The organism is Thalassospiraceae bacterium LMO-JJ14, assembly GCA_021555105.2.
Taxonomy (GTDB): Bacteria; Pseudomonadota; Alphaproteobacteria; order Rhodospirillales; family Casp-alpha2; genus UBA4479.
The window spans coordinates 1,155,024-1,174,198 of the sequence record CP134604.1 but is presented as its reverse complement, the minus strand read 5'-3'; the positions used below and the strand labels follow the sequence as shown (position 1 = coordinate 1,174,198).

Annotated in this window: 14 protein-coding genes; 2 read left to right on the top strand and 12 right to left on the bottom strand. The window is 56.8% G+C overall.

What is annotated here, in order from left to right:
* Positions 1-4: 4 nt before the first annotated feature.
* From L2D14_05690 to ribB, 4 genes are all read right to left on the bottom strand, one after another.
* A complete protein-coding gene (locus tag L2D14_05690) occupies positions 5-1,168 on the bottom strand; it encodes an acyl-CoA dehydrogenase family protein (protein ID WNK00918.1) in 1,164 nt (387 codons plus the stop codon).
* Between the two features lie 35 nt (positions 1,169-1,203).
* Positions 1,204-2,862 (bottom strand): AMP-binding protein, encoded by a 1,659-nt coding sequence (locus L2D14_05685; GenBank protein ID WNK00917.1) that lies wholly within the window; start codon positions 2,860-2,862, stop codon positions 1,204-1,206.
* Positions 2,863-2,892: 30 nt separating this feature from the next.
* Positions 2,893-3,666, bottom strand: coding sequence for a 3-oxoacyl-ACP reductase FabG (fabG, locus tag L2D14_05680; GenBank protein ID WNK00916.1), 774 nt, complete (start codon positions 3,664-3,666; stop codon positions 2,893-2,895).
* A gap of 231 nt (positions 3,667-3,897) precedes the next feature.
* Positions 3,898-5,046: a 3,4-dihydroxy-2-butanone-4-phosphate synthase gene (ribB, locus tag L2D14_05675; protein WNK00915.1), complete on the bottom strand. Its 1,149-nt coding sequence runs from the start codon at positions 5,044-5,046 to the stop codon at positions 3,898-3,900.
* Positions 5,047-5,201: 155 nt separating this feature from the next.
* Here ribB and L2D14_05670 point away from each other — a divergent pair, with 155 nt between their 5' ends.
* Complete coding sequence (locus L2D14_05670; GenBank protein WNK00914.1) at positions 5,202-6,455, top strand: MFS transporter; 1,254 nt, start codon at positions 5,202-5,204, stop codon at positions 6,453-6,455.
* On the opposite strand, the gene L2D14_05665 is transcribed toward L2D14_05670, so the two are convergent.
* The 5 genes from L2D14_05665 to L2D14_05645 all read right to left on the bottom strand — a co-directional run bounded on the left by L2D14_05665 (position 6,452) and on the right by L2D14_05645 (position 13,621).
* The gene (locus tag L2D14_05665; protein ID WNK00913.1) at positions 6,452-7,225 is read right to left on the bottom strand and encodes an enoyl-CoA hydratase/isomerase family protein; all 774 of its coding nucleotides are present in this window, start codon (positions 7,223-7,225) and stop codon (positions 6,452-6,454) included. The two genes, L2D14_05670 and L2D14_05665, sit on opposite strands and share 4 nt — an antisense overlap.
* 52 nt (positions 7,226-7,277) lie before the next feature.
* Positions 7,278-8,666: a hypothetical protein gene (locus tag L2D14_05660; GenBank protein WNK00912.1), complete on the bottom strand. Its 1,389-nt coding sequence runs from the start codon at positions 8,664-8,666 to the stop codon at positions 7,278-7,280.
* Positions 8,667-8,701: 35 nt separating this feature from the next.
* Positions 8,702-10,324 carry an AMP-binding protein gene (locus tag L2D14_05655; protein ID WNK00911.1) on the bottom strand — a complete coding sequence of 541 codons (1,623 nt, stop codon included), beginning with the start codon at positions 10,322-10,324 and terminating at the stop codon, positions 8,702-8,704.
* Between the two features lie 4 nt (positions 10,325-10,328).
* Positions 10,329-11,945: an AMP-binding protein gene (locus L2D14_05650; GenBank protein ID WNK00910.1), complete on the bottom strand. Its 1,617-nt coding sequence runs from the start codon at positions 11,943-11,945 to the stop codon at positions 10,329-10,331.
* A gap of 62 nt (positions 11,946-12,007) precedes the next feature.
* Complete coding sequence (locus tag L2D14_05645) at positions 12,008-13,621, bottom strand: AMP-binding protein (protein WNK00909.1); 1,614 nt, start codon at positions 13,619-13,621, stop codon at positions 12,008-12,010.
* Between the two features lie 397 nt (positions 13,622-14,018).
* Between L2D14_05645 and L2D14_05640 the strand changes: the two genes are divergently transcribed.
* Entirely contained in the window at positions 14,019-15,404 is a 1,386-nt protein-coding gene (locus tag L2D14_05640; protein ID WNK00908.1) for a PLP-dependent aminotransferase family protein, read from the top strand.
* 31 nt (positions 15,405-15,435) lie between these two features.
* Here L2D14_05640 and L2D14_05635 read toward each other — a convergent pair whose 3' ends face one another.
* From L2D14_05635 to L2D14_05625, 3 genes are read right to left on the bottom strand one after another with little or no spacing between them, the layout of a single operon-like run.
* Positions 15,436-16,350 (bottom strand): SDR family oxidoreductase, encoded by a 915-nt coding sequence (locus L2D14_05635; GenBank protein WNK00907.1) that lies wholly within the window; start codon positions 16,348-16,350, stop codon positions 15,436-15,438.
* 29 nt (positions 16,351-16,379) lie between these two features.
* Positions 16,380-17,582, bottom strand: a complete 1,203-nt coding sequence (locus L2D14_05630; protein ID WNK00906.1) for an acetyl-CoA acetyltransferase — start codon at positions 17,580-17,582, stop codon at positions 16,380-16,382.
* Complete coding sequence (locus tag L2D14_05625) at positions 17,575-19,047, bottom strand: 3-oxoacyl-[acyl-carrier-protein] synthase III C-terminal domain-containing protein (GenBank protein ID WNK00905.1); 1,473 nt, start codon at positions 19,045-19,047, stop codon at positions 17,575-17,577. Before L2D14_05625 ends, L2D14_05630 begins: the two co-directional genes overlap by 8 nt.
* Positions 19,048-19,175: the final 128 nt, after the last annotated feature.

The following is a 19,175-nucleotide window of genomic DNA, read 5'->3' as shown; positions in this document are numbered from 1 at the left end:
AGTGTTAGCGCTGCAAGGTGGAATCGAACGTCTGGCCGAATTCTGCCTGACCGATGATCTGCGCCGAACGGTCGTGACCGGCATGCAGCACGTGGGTTTCCAGATCGCGAATGTAACGCGCGAGCGGGAACTGATCGAACATCGCCGTCGAACCCGAGTTATGAATGATCTTGTGCGAAAGCTCGAATGCGACATGGGCTGCCATCGACTTCGCTGCAATCGAGATCAGTTCGGCTTCGACAACGCTTTTGGTTTTCCATGAGCGGATCGCGTCGTGGAAAAGCGCTTCGGCGGCGCGGAGCTGAATTTTCATTTCCCCGGTGCGCATCTGCACGATGCCGTCGCCGCCTTTGCCGCGGCCGCCGACATACTGAAGATACCAGTCGTACATGCCCTCGGCCGTACCGAGATAGTTGGCGGCAAAGCCCAGGTGGAACTTACCCTGCAGACGTGCTTTCGGGTACGTACCCGGCGCGCAGAAAACATCTGCATCCGGAATGAATACATCGTCGAGCGTGATCACCGGGCTCGACGCGCAACGCATACCGGCCGGACGATACCAATCCAGATCGACGCTGACGCCTTTCATATCCGGTCTGATGATGACCATCTGGTGGTTCTCGTTGAAGTCCTCGACACCCGCCAACGCGGTGAAGATGATCGCGAAGCCCATTGTCGGGCCGTTGGTTGCGTAGTTCTTCTCGCCTCGCACGATCAATCCGCCTTCGGTCGGCGTCGCCGTCGTGTTCATCATGTACATGTGTCGGCGCTTGGCTTCCGAGCCGACGAAAGAGCCCAGGAACGGACGCTCGAAACCAGGCTTGATGTAACGTTCGAAGTGATCATCGGTACCAAGGTCATTGATCGCCCAAATCGTGTGGTTATGGACTTGATAGCAGTGCGCGGTCCCGCTGCACCCTCGGGCAATAACCCGCAACGCCTGCAGATAGGTTGCCGGATCGTCCGTATCGAGGTTGCTGCCTTTGCCGCCCTTTTCCTTCGGCAGCGTGGTCGAGAGCCAGCCCTTTTCGAACAGGGTCTGAATATTCTCAACGGGCATATCCGCATTCTCGTCGTACTTACGGCCCCGCGGTGCAAATTCGTTAATTGCTATTTCGTGAAGTTCTTGAATTTCCTTGCTTTGCAGGGCATCAACCGGATCAATCATTTATCTGTCTCCCAAGTCCATCTGATTACTGGTGTTTATCCGACCACGGCTTCATCTTGCTGCCGCGATATACTCTCGATTGCCCGATCGCGAAGATCGAGTTTGCGAATTTTTCCACTTCCCGTTATCGGCCAGTCCTCAATGAAGCTGACGTAGCGCGGGACTTTGTAGCCAGCGATATGCGATTTGCAGTGGGCGATCACGTCCTCGCTTGTGACGTTCGCCTGATCCTCGGTTTCAATGTAGACATAACCGATCTCGCCCATCCGTTCGTCAGGCACGCCGACGAGTGCAACTTCCTTGATGCCGGGCAATTTCTTGATGAAGTTTTCGACCTCAAGCGTGGCAACGTTGAAGCCACCCGGCTTGATCATTTCCTTGATGCGCCCCTTGAAGAGAAGCTGGCCGTCCTCGCGCAGCACGCCCAGGTCACCCGTCTTCAGCCAGCCGTCCGCACTGCGCGAGGCAGCCGTTTCTTCCGGCATTTTGTAATATCCCGGCGACACCGTGTAGGCGTTCACCTGTATCTCGCCCATCGGGCCGCATCCGAGATCGCTGTCCGTCTCCGGATCCGCAATTCGAATCCGCACATCCAGCATCGGGCGGCCGCAGCTTTCAATGCGGTCTTCGAGCGGGTCGTTCCAGAAACTGCGGCAAACCGCATTCGACGTTTCGGAAAGCCCATATACGTTCGTCAGGTGCTCGGCACCCAGATCCTCGGCAAGCCAGCGGAACGATTCCGCCCGCAACGGCGCGCCGGTGCCGGTGCGAAGCGAGGTCAGATTGTACTTGGACAACTCGGGGAGGCTTCTGAGATCCCTGACAATGGGCTCGACGAAAAAACTCATCGTCACTTTCTCTGCTTCGACAAGCCGGCAGAAACGCTCGGCGCTGAATCCGTCCTCCATCAGCACGATGGCGGCACCGGCCAGGAACGGCGACAACGTAAACGACGTTCCCGTGGCACTGAACAGCGGCACCGACGCCAGATACCTGTCGGTGTGATCAAGACGCATCCTGGCAATGGTGTTGAAGTTGTTCTGCAAAAGCGGGCCATGACAAACCATCGCCCCCTTCGGGAAGGACGTCGTTCCCGACGTGTACATAAGCTGCGCGACATCCGACGGCAGGCAATCTTCAGCGAAAGTCCGATATACATCGTCCCGCGTCATCAACTCGCTGCCCTGCGCCTCAACGTCCGCTATCGGCTGGACGCTGTCCGGCATCTCATTACCGATACCGACGACCGCTTTCAACGTCGGGAAGATCTCACTTGACCAGTCACCGCGTTGATATCCGGACACGCCGGGATCGATCCGCGACAGAATATCGTAGTAATTCACACTGGGGATGCCCCGCGACATGATCAGGGCCTTGGCATCGCTTTGCCCAAGGATGTAGCGGATTTCCTCGTCACGGAAGCGGGTATTGATCGGCACCAGAACGGCCCCCATGGCCGGCACCGCCCATCTGGCCAGCAGCCATTCAAGGCAGTCGGTTGACCACAGCGCAACGCAGTCGCCCTTCCGGACGCCGCTTTCGATAAGCCCCCGGGCCAGGGATTCCGCACGGTCCGCCAGTTGCGAAAATGTCAAACGGTGCTCGCCGGAAACAATCGCCAGTCTTTCACCATGCACCCGCCGCCCCCAATCGAGGGCTTCGGAAAATGTATGATCTCTCCACTCTTTCGACATTCGTTCCGGCCCTGTTTCCAGCCGCCTTTGTTAGCGCCGCGTCTCAGGACCGCCGCTGACGTAAATCACCTGACCACTGACGAAGCTGGCGTCGTCGCTGCAAAGGAACGAGACGGTATTCGCAATATCCTGCGGCACGCCGACCCTGCGCACGGCGATATTCTTGGCCCGCTCCGCCTTGTAGTCTTCGGGGTCGAAGCCCAGACGGATGGCCGTGGCCTGGGTCATCTCGGTATCGATGAAACCAGGCGCCACGCAATTGACGTTGATGTTGTAGCGGCCAAGCTCGAGCGCCAATGTCCGGGTAAATCCCTGCAAGCCGGCTTTCGCTGTCGAATAGTTGACCTGCCCGCGGTTGCCGAGCGCAGATGTCGAGGAAATATTCACGATCTTGCCGTACTGATTTTCGACCATCACGCGCTGGGCCGCCCGTGTGCACACGAACGTCCCCTTCAGGTGCACGCCCATGACCAGGTCCCAGTCGTCATCGCTCATCTTGTAAATAAGATTGTCACGGGTGATTCCGGCGTTGTTCACCAGGATGTCCAGCGAGCCGAGGTTTTCGACGACATCGCTGACCATCGCATCAACATCCGCGACATCGGATACATCGCACTTATATGCCTTGCATATGACCCCATGCTGCTTGGCGATCTCTTCCGCGGCTGCCGATGCAGCATCGATATTGATTTCACAAATAGCAACGTTCGCCCCGCCACGGGCAAATTCCTCGGCTGTCGCCCGGCCAATCCCGCCCGCACCACCTGTTACAACGGCCGTCCGGCCGGAGAATTTTTTCGACATATTTTATTTCCACCCAATTCGATATTCTTTTTAAACCCTCCCTGGCCAAGGCAAGACGCCATGGGCAAGAGGTTGCGTCACAATGTGACGTTTAATACCAACACTATTTTTTGATATTGTCACGCATTAAATAGTATCAATTTTTACAAATTAGCCAAAAAAAATGGCTGGCATCGAAACAATGCCAGCCGCCAGATGTTATTTATGATGCGCGCAGGGGGCCGTGCGGCCTTAAAGCGGTTCCCGACCAACGATGCGCAGGCCGTATCCTTCAAGACCCGCAACACTGCGATTGCTGTTGGTCAGCAATATCATGTCCGAGACATTGAGATCCGCGAGAATTTGCGCGCCGGTGCCGTAATCGCGGAGATTGCTGCCACTTGTCTGCACCGACTGCTCACGCTGGCGCAAGGCATCCGAGGGGCTGGTATTGTGCGTTTCACGAAGAAAGACAACGACACCACGGCTCAGTTCACCGATTCGTTCCATGGCGCGATAGATTTCGCCGCCATGTTCATAAAACAAATCGCCAACGATATCATCGAGCAGATTGACCGAATGCATGCGCACATGCGTCGGTTCGTCGCCACCGATATCGCCCTTCACCATGGCGACATGTTCAACGCCATCGACCCGATTTAAATAGACGATGATTTTGAATTGGCCGCCATGGCGGGATTCCAGCTCACGTTCCATGACACGTTCGATGAGTTTCTCATTGCGGCGCCGATAAGCGATCAGATTGGCAATCGAGGCGATTTTCAGATCATGCTCTTTCGCGACCTTCACAAGGTCCGGCAGCCGGGCCATCGTACCGTCTTCGTTCATAATTTCGCAGATCACCCCGGATGGCGTCAGCCCCGCCAGCCGCGCCAGGTCAACGGCGGCTTCCGTATGCCCTGCGCGCACCAGCACCCCGCCGTCACGCGCGCAAAGCGGGAAGACGTGGCCCGGCGTCGACAGATCATTCCGCCCTTTGTCACGGTCAATGGCGACGGAAACCGTTCGCGCGCGATCAGCCGCGGAAATACCTGTCGTGACGCCTTCGCGGGCTTCGATCGACACGGTAAAGGCGGTGCTTTGCCGATCCCCTTCACGACGGGGCATTAATGACAGGCCTAGTTCCTTGATCCTCTGCTCCGTCAGAGAAAGGCAGATCAGCCCGCGCCCGTATCGCGCCATGAAGTTGATCGCCGCGGCATCCGCAAACTCGGATGCTATGATGAAATCGCCTTCGTTTTCGCGATCCTCATCATCAATCAGAATAACCATCTTGCCCTGACGTATATCGGAGATGACTTCTTCGATAGGCGCCAGATTCGAGGCCTCATCGCGCGCATCCGTCACCGGCTTCTCATATGCTTCGGCTTGTTTTTCCATGTCCTACAATTCGGTCCGATAAATCTAAAAATTTGCCAAGTACAATTTTAACAAAATGACTCGCTGTAATGGGTGTGATTCGATCATAATGTATCCTCTGCTCGCCCTACATGAAAGCCTCAAGTGTGACACCACGACCAATATCAGTTCGCACCGTGCCCGAACAACCGACGAAATCATTCCGCTTCATATTCATGTTCTGCGTGCTGTGCCTGCTATTCGCATTAGGCCAATTTCACCGCAGTTCCGGCTCCGTGCTGGCGCCGGTCCTGGTCGACGAGCTTTCCCTTAACGCCCAGCAAATCGGCATGGTCATGGGCAGCATGTTCCTGGCTCAGGGACTTATACAGATACCTTTCGGTCTGCTCATTCACCGTTATGGGTGCCGTATCATCATGGCGTCGACGGCGCTCATCGCTGTCGCCGGCTCCCTTCTGATCTCATACGCCAGTGATTGGACCAGCATACTGGCCGGCCGGTTCTTGCTCGGCATCGGCTTTGCCGCGTCCTTGCTCGGGGCCTATACCGTTTTCGTCAAATGGGGCGAGCCCCGCAACATCGCCTCGTTGACCGGCCGGTTCCTGTTCTTCGGCAGTTTCGGCGGGCTTTTCGCCACGGCGCCGTTCGCCTATCTGATCGAAATATTTTCCTGGCGGGTGGTTTTTCTGTTCATCGGCATCGCGACTCTGAGCATGGCCATCGCAACCTACATCTCTGTCCGCGATGTCCCGACCATGAAAGACAACGCCAGCGAGCCGTCAGAGCCGGTAACCCTGCGCAGCAGCGTTATCGGACTGCTATCCGTTCTGAAAGATCGTCGAATCTGGCCGGCGCTCAGCATATCGATGTTCATGTATGCACCGTTACAGGTTCTGATCGGTCTGTGGGCGGGACCATTCCTGAAGGACGTGCATCACATTGCGGCAATCGACCGCAGCTATATCCTTTTCTTCATGGCCATCGGCATGAATATCGGCATGCTGATTTATGCGCCCATCGAGCAGTATTTCAACACCCGGCGCAAAGTCATCCTCTGCGCCATGTCGTTCATTTCCGCCCTCTTTGTATTCCTCGCCGCGGTCGGCTATGCGCATGTATGGATGGCTGTGCCGTTATTTGTTGTGATCACGGTCAGCGCGCCCTTTTTCGTCCTCGTGCTGGCCCATACCCAAGCTCTGTTCGACGCCGAGTTCGCAAGCCGGGTCGTCTCGCTGGTCAATCTGCTGGCGATTTCCGGCATCTTCGTAATGCAGTATCTGACAGGTTTTCTCATATCCTCGGTGACGGACGATCCGAACGTCACCGGATCGACGCTCGGCTACCGGCTCGTGTTCGCGTCGGTTGGCGTCGCGTTCTTCCTGATGATGCTATCCTATCGCCGGACCAAGGATATCCCGCCGAAAGGCTAGAATTTCGGTTTCCGCTTTTCCTGAAAGGCCGCCACGCCTTCTGGAAATTCCGTTCCCGCGAAACAGAGCGCCTGGCCCATGGCCTCCATTTCCGCCGCGGTTTCGAAATCGCACGGCGCCGCCGCGAATTGTCTTTTGGCGAGCGCCAGCGCATTCGGCGGTAACGCCGCCAGATCCTTCGCCAAATCCAGCGCCTGCGCCTGAACTTGGCCCGTTTCCGCTAATACATCCGCGAGCCCGCAATCGACCGCCGCTTCGCCCTTGAAATTCTTCGCGTGCAGAAAGGCATGCTGGGCCCGGCCGGCCCCCATACGCCTGGGCAGGGTATAGGAAACGCCGAAGTCCGGCCCCAGGCCGACCTTCAGGAACGGGAAGCCGAGCGTTGCTTCGCCATCCACCACGACCGTGTCGCAGGCAATGGCCAGCGCCGCGCCGGCGCCCATCGCGTAACCTTCGACGGCGGCGACAACCGGTTTCTCAGACGTCAGGATCGCGCGCGCCACCATGTGTCCGCGCTTGATGCGGTGCCGCCCGGACACCATGTCGACATCGGCCAAGCTCGCCAGATCGCCGCCGGCGGAAAAATGTCCGCCGTTGGCCGTGATAATCAGTACCCGGATATCCGCATTGACCATGGCATCGTGCAACGCGACCAGCAGGCCTTCGCGCAATTCCGGCCCCAACGCATTCCTTTTTTCCGGCCGGTTCAGGCTGATTCTGGCAATGTATTCACTCGGATAGTCGGTGACGACGATCTGGCTATCGTTCATTGTTTCGTTCCTTCCCAAACTTCCCTGCGGCGAAACACCGCCATTTAAGCGATCACAGCAAAAACCAGCGGTTAACGATCGCGATGTAAACACCCGCCACAACAATACCGCCCACAGAATACGCAGCATTCAACCGCCATGAAACATACCAAGGCGAGCGTTCCAGAATACGTGTCATGAACAGGGTCAACCCGGAGCCGGGCGAAGACGGCGTTCCGACACCCCAAATCGCCGACATGCATAAAGCGAGGCTCACACTTTGCACCCCGAGCGCCTCGCCCGGGAATATCTGCCCCAGCAGGACGATCAGGACCAGTGGGTGCACCATCAGCATGGTACACATCAACATGAAACCCAACAGCACGAAGATCGCCGACCATCCGTATATCCCGGCGTTTATGAGGGTCGATGAAATCGTCGCCGGATCAATGATCAGCGCGGCGGAATACCCCAGAAAATTTGCCGAAAGAAAAACCACGATCTCCGCACGCAACTTGGAAATATTCTCGATGACGCTTTTCGCCATTTCGCCAAGGCTGCCGTGCCCATCCCGCCTCGACAGCAATGCCTGCCAGATAACAGAGATCAGCGGTGTGACGAGAAAGATGGCGATCGGCATGGAAACCGCCAGCGTTTCCGAAACGAAAAGGATCGAGCCGACAAGCACCAGACCAAGCACACCGATCTTGTAAATCGTTTCCGCTTCCAGCTTTACCGGCGCCGGGGCTTGTATCGGCTTCGATCCCGGCGGCGGCGGCTTGCGATGCGCCATACGATCGAACCCCCAACCGTATACAAGCAGCAGAAAAGCCAGCGGCACGCCCGGCAAGGCAATTCTGAACCAGCTCAGGTCCGGCATGATGTAAAGGATTACGGCGACGCTCACGAAGAACGGAGACCATGACGCAGCGAGAGCGAAACCGCGAATCATGGCACACGCCATCCGCTCACGGGCATTGGTATCGAGATTACCGAAGAGGAATGTGGAGAGCAGACTGAGCGCGGCAAAATTCGTCAAGGCACCGAAGAAGTGCGCCGACAGGGTAAGTGTCGCATAACGCCGGCCGGCCGGCTGGCTGACGATCACCTCTCTGACAGCAAACATTGAGGGACTGTTCAGCGCCGGGTATTGCAGGAACGCCACGGCGACGAACAAAGCGACAAAGATCAACGTCCCCTTTGACGCCTTGATCGCTGAATCGATGATGCCGCCTTCCGGAAAAGCGGCCAGGCTGCCGATCAGCACCAGAAACAGTCCTGTGAACAGTTGCTGGCGGGGGACCTTGTATATTTGTAATGCGACGAAGATCGCCAGCACCACGGTTGCGGCCGTGGTCGATTGCGGCCAGCCACCGAGTATCCCAGCACTCGCCAGGGAACTGCAGAGGAAAAGCAACATCGCACCGCTCAGATTGCCGATTTGCAACCTGGTGGACTGCATCGTCCCGATGGTTCCTGTTTGCGTCCGATCCATGTTCAACCCGCAATCCCGAGTCTGGACATCGCCTGCTCGCGCAGCTTGAACTTCTGGACCTTGTCGGTGCCCCCTGTCAGCGGGAATTCATTCACAACAAAGACCGCGCCCGGCACCTTAAATGAAGAAATCTCGGCGTCGAGGTATGTCAGCAATTCATGCTCATCCAGTTCCACATCGCCGTCGGGAATGACAAAGGCCGCGCCGGTTTCTCCGAATTCCGGGTCCGGTACACCGACGACTGCCGCTGCGCGGATCCCGGGGAATTTCAGGATGGCGGCTTCCACTTCCGGCGTCGAAACGTTGAACCCCTTGTGTTTGTAGCCGTCCTTGACCCGTCGCAGGAACTTCAGCGCACCGGCTTCGCTCATGACCCCGAGGTCGCCTGAATAAAGCCAGCCGTCATCCGATATGCATGCTTGCGTTTCTTCCGGTTTGTCGAAATAGCCCAACATTACCGAGTATCCGCCGATGACGATTTCGCCTTCCTGCCCAGGTGGCAGGTCTTCCCTCGTTTCCGGGTCTACGATGCGGATCGGGCAGTCCGGCAAAGGCCAGCCCTGATGGCCCAACCGGTCCTCAAGCGGGTCATCCAGATAGCACCGGCTGACCAACCCTGTGGATTCCGTTAGTCCGTAACCCGAGGTAAATCCCTCCGCCCCCAAAACCTCGATGGCGCGCAGGAAATGACTGCCCTGGCTGCTCAGGATCACGCCGCCGCGCAAGGATTTGAATTTGTCCTTGTCATAAGCAGGGTGTCTGGCGATGCGTTCGATCATGGTCGGCAGCAAATGCGCAAACGTGCACCTTGTCTCGCTCAGCGACGTTATGAAGTCCTCTTCATCAAATCGTTCGCGCAAATGAATCTCGCAGCCCCTGGACCAGAACATCAACAACCCGTTGAGGCATCCAAGCACGCCGAACAATGGCACCGTCAGGTAAAGGCTGTCCGCCGACGTCAGCCTCAGATACCGGCCACCGTCGAACGCCTTGCGCCATATGCAATGCGACAGCATCGCGCCCTTGGGAAGGGATGTCGTCCCGGAACTGTAGGCGATGAGGCCGACGGAATCGGGGTCCGTGTTATATGCCGGCACCGGATGATCTTCTCCAAGATCATGCCAGCCGATAACGTTGCCGGCATTGTCGGGCACCGGATCCATGGAAACGACGGATCGTAAATCGGGGAACGGGTCAGATGGGAGTTTGCCCGATGCGATGGCGGGATGGGATTGCGTCAATTCACCGATAAAATCCCGGAACGCCCCCGCCCCGGGCACGAAGATCGCCACGCTTTTGGATTGCCTGATCTGATACTCGAACTCGTGCTGTTTGAGGCGTGTATTGATTATAACCGGTATGACGCCGATCTGCGCCGCGCCGAACCACAGGAAAGGAAACTCGGGACGGTTCGGCATCCAGATTCCGATGCTTTCGCCAGGCCGCACCCCAAGCGCAACAAGACGGGACGATGCCAGGTCCGCTTCACGCTTCAGGTCGCGAAACGAGTATGACCGCCCCTGGAATGTCAGGGCAGTTTTATCGCCATAGGTATCCGCGATATGATTGATCGACTGCGCATATGTCAGTCCCCTGAACGGGTTGTTTTCCTTGCCATGGGACATGGAGTCATGCCCTCTTTGCAGAAAAATTTTCCAACTCCAGGAGGTCCGCGGCAAGTTCACGCAGCTTGAATTTCTGCACCTTGCCGGTTCCCGGGGTGAGCGGCAGCTCATCGACGAATAAAACGTACTTCGGCATCTTGTAGCCGGAGAGTTTCGGCTTGAGGAAATCCAGGAGCGCCTGCTCATCAAGCTCGCAACCCTTGCGCTTGACGATGAACGCCGCGCCGATTTTTTCCGCGACCGGGTCCGCCACGCCGATCACGGCGGCGGCATAGACCGACGGGTGCTGGTTAATCGTGAATTCGACTTCTTCCGGCGAGACATTAAAGCCGCGCGATTTATAACCGTCGCCCAACCGGCCCAGGAATTGAATCCTGCCGGTGGAATCCATCTTTCCCATGTCCCCTGTCCTGAACCAGCCATCGGGGCGAATGGCGGCTTCGGTTTCCTTGGGCTTCTTGTAGTATCCAAGCATCACACAATAACCGCGCACCCAAAGCTCGCCGGGTTCGTTTTCAGGCAGTTCCTTGAAGGTCTCGGGATCGACAACCTTGATTTCGACGTCCGGCAGCGCCCATCCCTGTGTCGTATGACGGATCTCGCGTGAGTCATCCCAACGGTTACGCGTGGCCACGGTCGTCGTCTCCGTCAGGCCATATCCGGTCATCACGCCGGGGATGCCGATGACGTCTGCAACTGCATCGAGAATGTCCGGGTCGATCGATAAAGTATATGAGATTTTAAGCGACGAGCGGTCATACTTATCGAAGTTCGGACATTCGATCAACTGCTTGACCGTTGGCGGCAACAGATGCATCGCCGTCACTTTTTCCTGTTCGATCGCTGCCAGACATTTATCGGCATCGAACTGCTCGCCAATGACCAGTTTCGCCCCCCGCGCCAGATAGGGCAGAACGCCGTTCAGAACCGCCATGGAGCCGAACATCGGAATTGCCATATACAGGCAGTCCTCCGACGTCATATCCACACGATCCCCGATGTCATAGGCCTTGCGCCAGACGCAGTGCGTAATCATCGCGCCCTTCGGCAGGGCCGTCGTGCCGGAACTGTAGCTTATCAGCCCGGCGACGTTTGGATCCTTTTCCATTTCAGGCAATGGCAGATCATCAAGCGCCAGTTCGGACCATGAAAGCGCCCCCTTGTACTGAGTATCGAAATCATCAACCACCAGCACATATGAAAGCTCGGGTAGCTTCTCGCTGCCCAGCGCCCCGGGCGCGCCATCGCGAATGGCCGGTGCCAGCTCGCTCAGTTCATCAAGAAAGTCGCGGAACGCCCCCTCGCCCGGGATGACGACGGCACGCGTATCGGATTGTGCCAATTGATAGGACAATTCCTCCTGACGCAGCCTGGTGTTGATCATCACGGCGACCAGCCCCATTTGCGACGCGCCCAGCCAGCACCAGATGAATTCGGGACGGTTCGGCAGCAGGATGGCAACCTTGTCGCCCGGCTTTAAACCGAGCGAGGCGTACCGCGCCGAAGCACTGTCGATTTCGCGTTTAACATCGGCGTAGGTAAATCTCTGATCACGAAAGACAACCGCTTCCCGATCGCCGAATTTGTCGGCGATATAGGCAATGCTCTGAGCGTATGTCATATTTAGAAAAGGATTCATCCGTTCGTGTCTCCATACCAGATCTTGTTTTTATAGATTGAGGCTTATTTCGCTTGCAGCAGTTCGAGCGCCTGTTCGCGCAACTTGAACTTCTGGACTTTTCCGGTGCCTGAGGTCGTCGGGAAGGAATCCGTCTCAAACACATGTGCCGGCACCTTGAAGGTCGCCAGATGCTCTTTGACGAATTCGATCATCCCCGCTTCATCGAAAGCGGTGTCCGGCGCAAGGATGACAAAAGCAACGCCAACTTCGCCGAAATCCTTGTGAGGTATGGCCGTTACCGCCGCTTCCGCGACCGACGGGTGACGCGATAAAACCGTCTCCACTTCCGCAGTGGAGACATTGAATCCCTTGTGTTTGTAGCCATCGACCAGACGGCTGATAAATCTGAACGATCCGTCGCTGAGCATTTCGCCGGCGTCGCCGGTTTTGTACCACCTGTCGGCGGTGAACGCGCGCGCGGTTTCCTCGGGCTTGTTGTAATAACCAATCATCGTGTTGTAGCCGCGCACCTGGATCTCGCCGATCTGTCCCGGCGGCAGTTCCCGGTTCGTATCCGGATCGGCGATGCGTACCTCAATATCCGGCAAGGGCTTGCCGTGCGTCGTAATGCGTGTTTCCAAAGGATCGTCGGCCCAGGTCCGCGTGCATGCGCTTGAGGTTTCCGTCATCCCGTAACTGGTAAAGACGCCATCGATCCCGAATTTTTCGACCGCCGTCATATAGACGTCCCGCTCAAGCGTCAGCAGAATGCCGGTCCGCAGGCTTGAAATGTCATAACTGTCAAAATCCGGCAGTTCGAGCATCCGGTTCATCATGACCGGCAGAAGATAAATCGCCGTGCTTCGTTCGGCCTGCACCGTCGAAAGCAGCCTCTCGGCGTCGAATTGATCGTCCAGCGCAACGGACGAGCCGCCGACCCAGAACGTCATTACCCCGTTTACGGTCGATAATATCGAGAACAGCGGAATGCAGAGATATAGCTGGTCGTCAGGATTCTGATAGAACCGCGCGCCATGGTCGGCAGCCTTGCGCCAGACGGCGTGCGACAACATCACGCCCTTCGGCAGCGCCGTCGTGCCCGAACTGTAAACAATCTGCGCCGGAGCCTGGGGATCGGTTTCATAGTCGATGGCACTGTTTTCCGCGAACGTTATGTCCGGCCAGTGGTACATGCCTGGCCCATGTTCCCCTTTCAGCCCGGTTGTAATGATGTATTCCAGCATCGGCAGATTGCCGCCACCAATACCTGCACCCGCCGCGCCGCTGTCCTTTGGCAACATCGTCAGCACATCGCCGAGGAAATCCCGGTACGCGCCGCCGCCCGGGACGACGACCGCACGGCTATCGGACTGCATGATCTGGTATTGCGCTTCTTCGATGCGGAGCCGGGTATTCAACATGACCGTTACCAGCCCGATCTGGGACGCCCCCATCCAGATAAAGATGAACTCAGGGCAATTCGGCATCCAGACGGAAATTTTGTCGCCCCGACGCAGACCAAGTTCAAGAAGACGGCGCGATGCATTATCGATTTCATCTTTGATATCTGCGAAGGAATAATGCATGCCTTGAAAAACCAGCGCTTTCCGGTCCGCATAGCGGGTGCAAACCATGGAGATCGCTTCAGCGTATGTTTTTCCTGCAAACTCGTTCATATTTACTCCAGGCTTTAGCACCTAGCGATTATAGAAATACATCTTTTAATAGACACAGGTGCCACAACGACTTACTTGTTGAGTTTCACTATTCAATCTTGGGAAATTGTGTTGTTTCACCCAAGCATTCCATTTTGAAGAAAATGAAATGAGCTGTATGCGATTCTGACACGTATTTGAGTAGTGATATTGTGTTGGTCTTGGCTGTAACATTTTCAATTATCTGCTATAATTGCCCAAATCCCTCGGGAACGAGAGAAAGCCTGAGCATCTGACATAGCGAATGCGCCAGAGAGGTTACAATAATATCGTTTCAATATGAGATCAATGTAACAATGCTTTAAGGTATAATTTTGCAAAATTGATATCAAATTTGTTTGCGGACAAGAGGAGCACAATGATGTGGACACCTGATATTTCAGGTATAGGCGGACCAAGATATCTGGCCTTGGCCAGCGCTATCGCCGAAGCGATCAACAGCGGGGAGCTGGCGGCTGGCACACAATTGCCGCCGCAACGGGAACTCGCGGAAAAGCTCGGCGTTACCGTCGGCACTGTCGGCCGAGCTTACATGGTGGTGAAAAGACGTGAACTTGTGAGCGGCGAAGTTGGACGGGGTACTTTCGTCAAGAAGTTGGAAGACAAGGGGGCATATGCCAACTTTCTGCCCGAGCGCAAGCCAGGCACGATTGATCTCGCCTGCTTCAGGATCCCCGTTGACGACATTGTGAGCTCGCTCGCGAATTCATTCGCCGAAGTCGCCAATCATACCGTGTTGCTGCCTCTGATTGCCTACCCGCCGGCATCCGGATTCACCACGCATCGCACGGCGGGCGCGGCATGGATCAGCCGTAGCGGGCTCAATGTCCCGCCCGAACGGGTAATTGTCTGCAACGGTGGGCAGCAGGCATTGCTGACGGCCATCATGACGCTTGCCAGCCTTGGCGGGCCGATTCTGTCGGAAAGACTGACGTATTCCGGCCTGAAATCAATTGCAGCCCTGCGCGAAATTCCGCTGGAACCCTTGGAGATGGACAAAGAGGGCATTCTCCCGGAAGCGCTGGAAGCCACGCACAAGAAATCGAACGGCCGGATCGTTTACGTGCAACCGACCGTGCATAACCCGCTCGGCTGCACCATGTCCATGAAACGCCGTGAAAAGATTGCCGAAATCGCGCGAGCCTATGATCTGATCATCATCGAGGACGATGTTGCTGCCGCCGGAGAGACGGAACGCGATGTGCCGATTGCCGCACTGGCACCTGAGCGGACCATCTATATCACAAGCATGTCGAAATGCGTCAGCCCGGCTCTTCGCGCCGGCTTCATGGCGGCGCCAACGGCACTGGTCGAGCCGCTGTCCAACACCATCCATACTCTGTCGCTGGCGAATCCGCCGCTTATTTTCGAAACGGCGTCGGTCCTGATCATGGACGGCGTCGCCGACAAGATCGCAAAACAGAACAATGAGGAGCTTGCAATCCGCCACAACCTCCTCATGAAAGAGCTCAAGGGAATGAACGTCAGCCACAATCCGGCAGCTTTCTTCGCGTGGCTGAACTTACCTGACCACTGGACGTCCAGTGAGTTTTCGGATGCCGTTCAACGCGCAGGCGTGTCGGTGGTACAGTCGGAGAACTTCAACGCAGGCGGAGGAGAGACGCCACGCGGCGTTCGCATTTCCCTCAACCCGCAAACCAACATGACAGGCTTGAAGGACGCCCTTCGCATCATGCGAAAGGTCGCCGAAGAACATCCGAGCCCCAGATTTGCAGTCGTTTGATTTTTTCCGGATGCCCGTGACGGCCTCCGGCTCAGATCGGGTCCCAACTGAAGACATCCGCCGAACGATCAAGGTCATAGAACGAGGCCTGCAAGGCCGGCATCGCGTGATCCTTGATCCGTTCCGGCGTCCATCCTTCGGAATTGTGCACTGAGCGAATTGGCCGGTTCTGGGATATGAAGAAAATTTCATTGTTCCGCACGGCAAAGATCTGACCGTTAACGGCGTCGGCATCATCGCTGCATAAGAATGTCGCCAGCGGCGCGATTTTATCAGGCGTCATCGCCATGATTTTCTTCACGCGCGCCTTCTGATCTTCCGTTTCCTGCGGAATGGAACCCGTCAACCGGCTCCATGCCGTCGGTGAGATGCAGTTCGAGCGGACATTGAATCTGGCCATATCCAGGGCGATCGATTTCGACAGGCCGACAATCCCCATTTTTGCGGCGGCATAGTTCGATTGTCCGAAGTTGCCGATCAGCCCTGAATTCGACGTCATGTGCACATATGCGCCACTACCCTGTTGTCTGAAATGCGGTGCGGCGGCGCGCGATACGTTAAAGGCGCCTTTCAGGTGCACGCCGATCACGGCATCGAAATCCGCTTCTTCCATCTTGTGAAATATGGTGTCGCGCAAGATGCCGGCATTATTGACGACGCAATCAATGCGCCCCCATTTTGAAAGCGCGGCGTCGACCATCGCATGCGCGCCATCCCAACTTGCGACGCTGTCGCCGTTGACGATGGCATCGCCGCCCTTGGACTTGATCGCCTCGGCGACCTCAGTGGCCGGCCCCGTATCCTGCCCCTCGCCGGCTTCCGTCGCGCCAAGGTCGTTGATAACGACCCGGGCACCATTCTCGGCCATCATCTCGGCAATGCCACGGCCAATACCGCGGCCGGAACCGGTAACGATCGCTACCTTGCCCTCAAGCATTTTCCCCATGTTCGATCCCTTTCGTCCGCTAGAAGGCGTCACGCGCCCATTTGACCGATAATCGCAACCGAGCACACATTCTGATGCGGCGCGCCGCCCAGATTATGCGTCAGGCCCATCGTCGGATTGCTGACCTGCCGTTTGCCGGCACGACCCTGCATTTGCAGATACAATTCATAGATCATGCGCAGCCCGGACGATCCGATCGGGTGGCCGAAACACTTGAGGCCGCCGTCGATCTGGCACGGCAGCCCACCGTCGGAATCGTAAAATCCGTCAAGAACGTCTTTCACCGCGCCGCCTTCGGGTGACAGATACAGATCTTCCATCGTCACCAACTCGGTAATCGAGAAGCAGTCATGTACTTCGGCAAGACTGATCTCTTCACGTGGATTACGAATCCCGGCTTCTTCATAGGCACGCTTGCTGGCAATCCGCGCCGTCATGAAATAGCTGCCATCCCATGAATTGTGGCCGGCTTCGATCCCATTGGAGACGGAAAGCTGCAGTGCCTTGACCGTGATCAGATCCTTCTTGCCCATCGCCTTGGCGATTTCCGGCGTGGTCACGATGGCGCAGGCGGCACCGTCGCTGACGCCGCAACAGTCGTAAATGCCAAGCGGCTCGGCCACCATCGGTGCGGACAGCACTTGTTCCTCGGTGATCTGACGCTGCAGGTGAGCCTTCGGATTCTTGGCGCCGTTATCGTGACTTTTGATTGAAATGTGTGCCATGGCGCGCTTCAATTCGGCTGCATCAATGCCGTGCTTGCCCCGGTATGCCGACGCCAACTGGGCAAACGAACCCGGCGCGGAATAGTTGGCCCACCACATGGAATTGAGCGATCCCCGGCTGCGTTGCGGCAAGCCGCCATAGCCGGTGTCCTTCAGCTTCTCCACGCCAAGCGCCAGGGCGATATCGCAGGCTCCCGACGCAACCGCATAGGTCGCGCCGCGCAGCGCTTCGGAACCGCTGGCACAGAAATTCTCGACCCGCGTCACGGGGATATACGGCAGGCGTAGCGCGAAGGCGAGCGGCAGGCCGCCCTTGCCGACGTGGATTTCCTCGATCGCCGTGGCCAGCCAGGCGGCCTGGATTTCCTTGAAGTCGATCCCCGCGTCCTCAATGCATTCCTCGAACGCTTCAACCATCAGGTCTTCGGCATCGCAATCCCAGCGTTCACCGAACTTCGAACACCCCATGCCAATGATCGCGACTTTATCTCTGATTCCATTAGCCATTGTTCTGTGCCTCATTTGCCATAGCGGGTGCTGCTTTCCAGAAATATCTCCGGAACCCGCGGTTGTTATCAAAATCCTTGATCCGGAACATCATGCGGACATCCTGCCCGACCCCGACCTTGCCGACATCGGCGTCGGTGAAGTTGGCAAGAAACCGGCCACCGCCCTCGAATTGGATCATCCCGTAATGCAACGGCGGATCGGGGCAGTATGTCAGGTGGTCTGCCGACCATGTCATGATCTTTGCCGGCACATTCGAAAATACGAACGGCTTTTGCGAATTCCATTCATTGCAGTTCGGATTGACGCAGACCCTGGAGCGCGGAAACTGCCGCGTGCCGCATTTCTCGCACTCACCGCCGACAAGACCGTTCAGCATGTCGCGGCGGCGATATAGCTGGGTAAGCGCGGTCTGATTATCCAGCTCGGCGCGCATGCCCTTTTCCTGTACGACCAGGTCGTTGAAGGCCATGAATTTGCCGTAGTTGGTTTCTTCGCGGCGGCGCGCGATGTAACCGGAAACACCGGCTTTCTTTTTATATGACGCGATTGCATCCGTGACCTTGAAGATCAGCACGTCACATCCCTGACCGAACGACGCCGCTACAATGATCTGCCCCGCAACCGCGCTTTCCAGCGCCAGCGACAGCATCAATAACGGATGCGCACAGCCGGTTTCACCGATCACGCCATCCATGGATTCCATCAGCGCGTCTTCGGCGATTCCGGTCATTTTGGCAATTTTCGAAGGCACCCGTTTCATCGCCGAGGGGACGATCAATGTGTTCACGCTATCCGGCGCAACCCCGGCCTTCGACAAGGCGGTGTTAATTGCATCGGGCACGATCTTCAGAATGCCTTCATCGCGGATCCAGCGTTCTTCCCAGTTGTAGTCGTAGGCGCGGTTTTCACCCCGATAGTGATCGACGAAATCGATGGCAACGGAATGGCGCCCAACCAGTTCTGCGAGGACACCGGTATTGCCCACCATCAGGGATGCCGCACCATCGCCGAAAATCATTTCGTCCTGGGCGCCGGCGCGTGTCCGCCGGGCATCGCTGGCGAGCACAAGAATATGTTGGTTGTCCACACCCTTGGCCGCGTCGAGTGCCGCACCCAATGCCGAGGTGCCGGCGCGTTGCGATGCACCGATATCGACAGTGGAAAGATTTTCATCGAGGTTCATGGCCGCGGCGACGATGCCTGCGTTCTGACGGTCCTGAAACGGAAACGTCGTCGATCCCATGTAGATCGAGGCGATCTCGCGGTCCGGCTTTTCCTCCAGGCAATCACGTGCGGCTTCGACCGCCATCGTGACGCTGTCCTCATCCCAGTTGCAGATGCTTCGTTCACCCTTGCCGAAGCGCTTCACACCCGGCTGTATCCAGCCGTTCGCATCCGCGGCGCTTTTCCTCGACAACCTCAACCGAGGTACATATCCACCGAAGCCGGTCAGACCTACCATTCGTTTCCTCCAGATCACATGTTTGAAACAGGACGCTCGCACGCAAGCATGCGCCGTCCGTTTTCATTTTCAGGATTGTCCCCCCTGAGAGCCCTGTTTTCAAGTCAATTGTGACGTATTGTATCAAA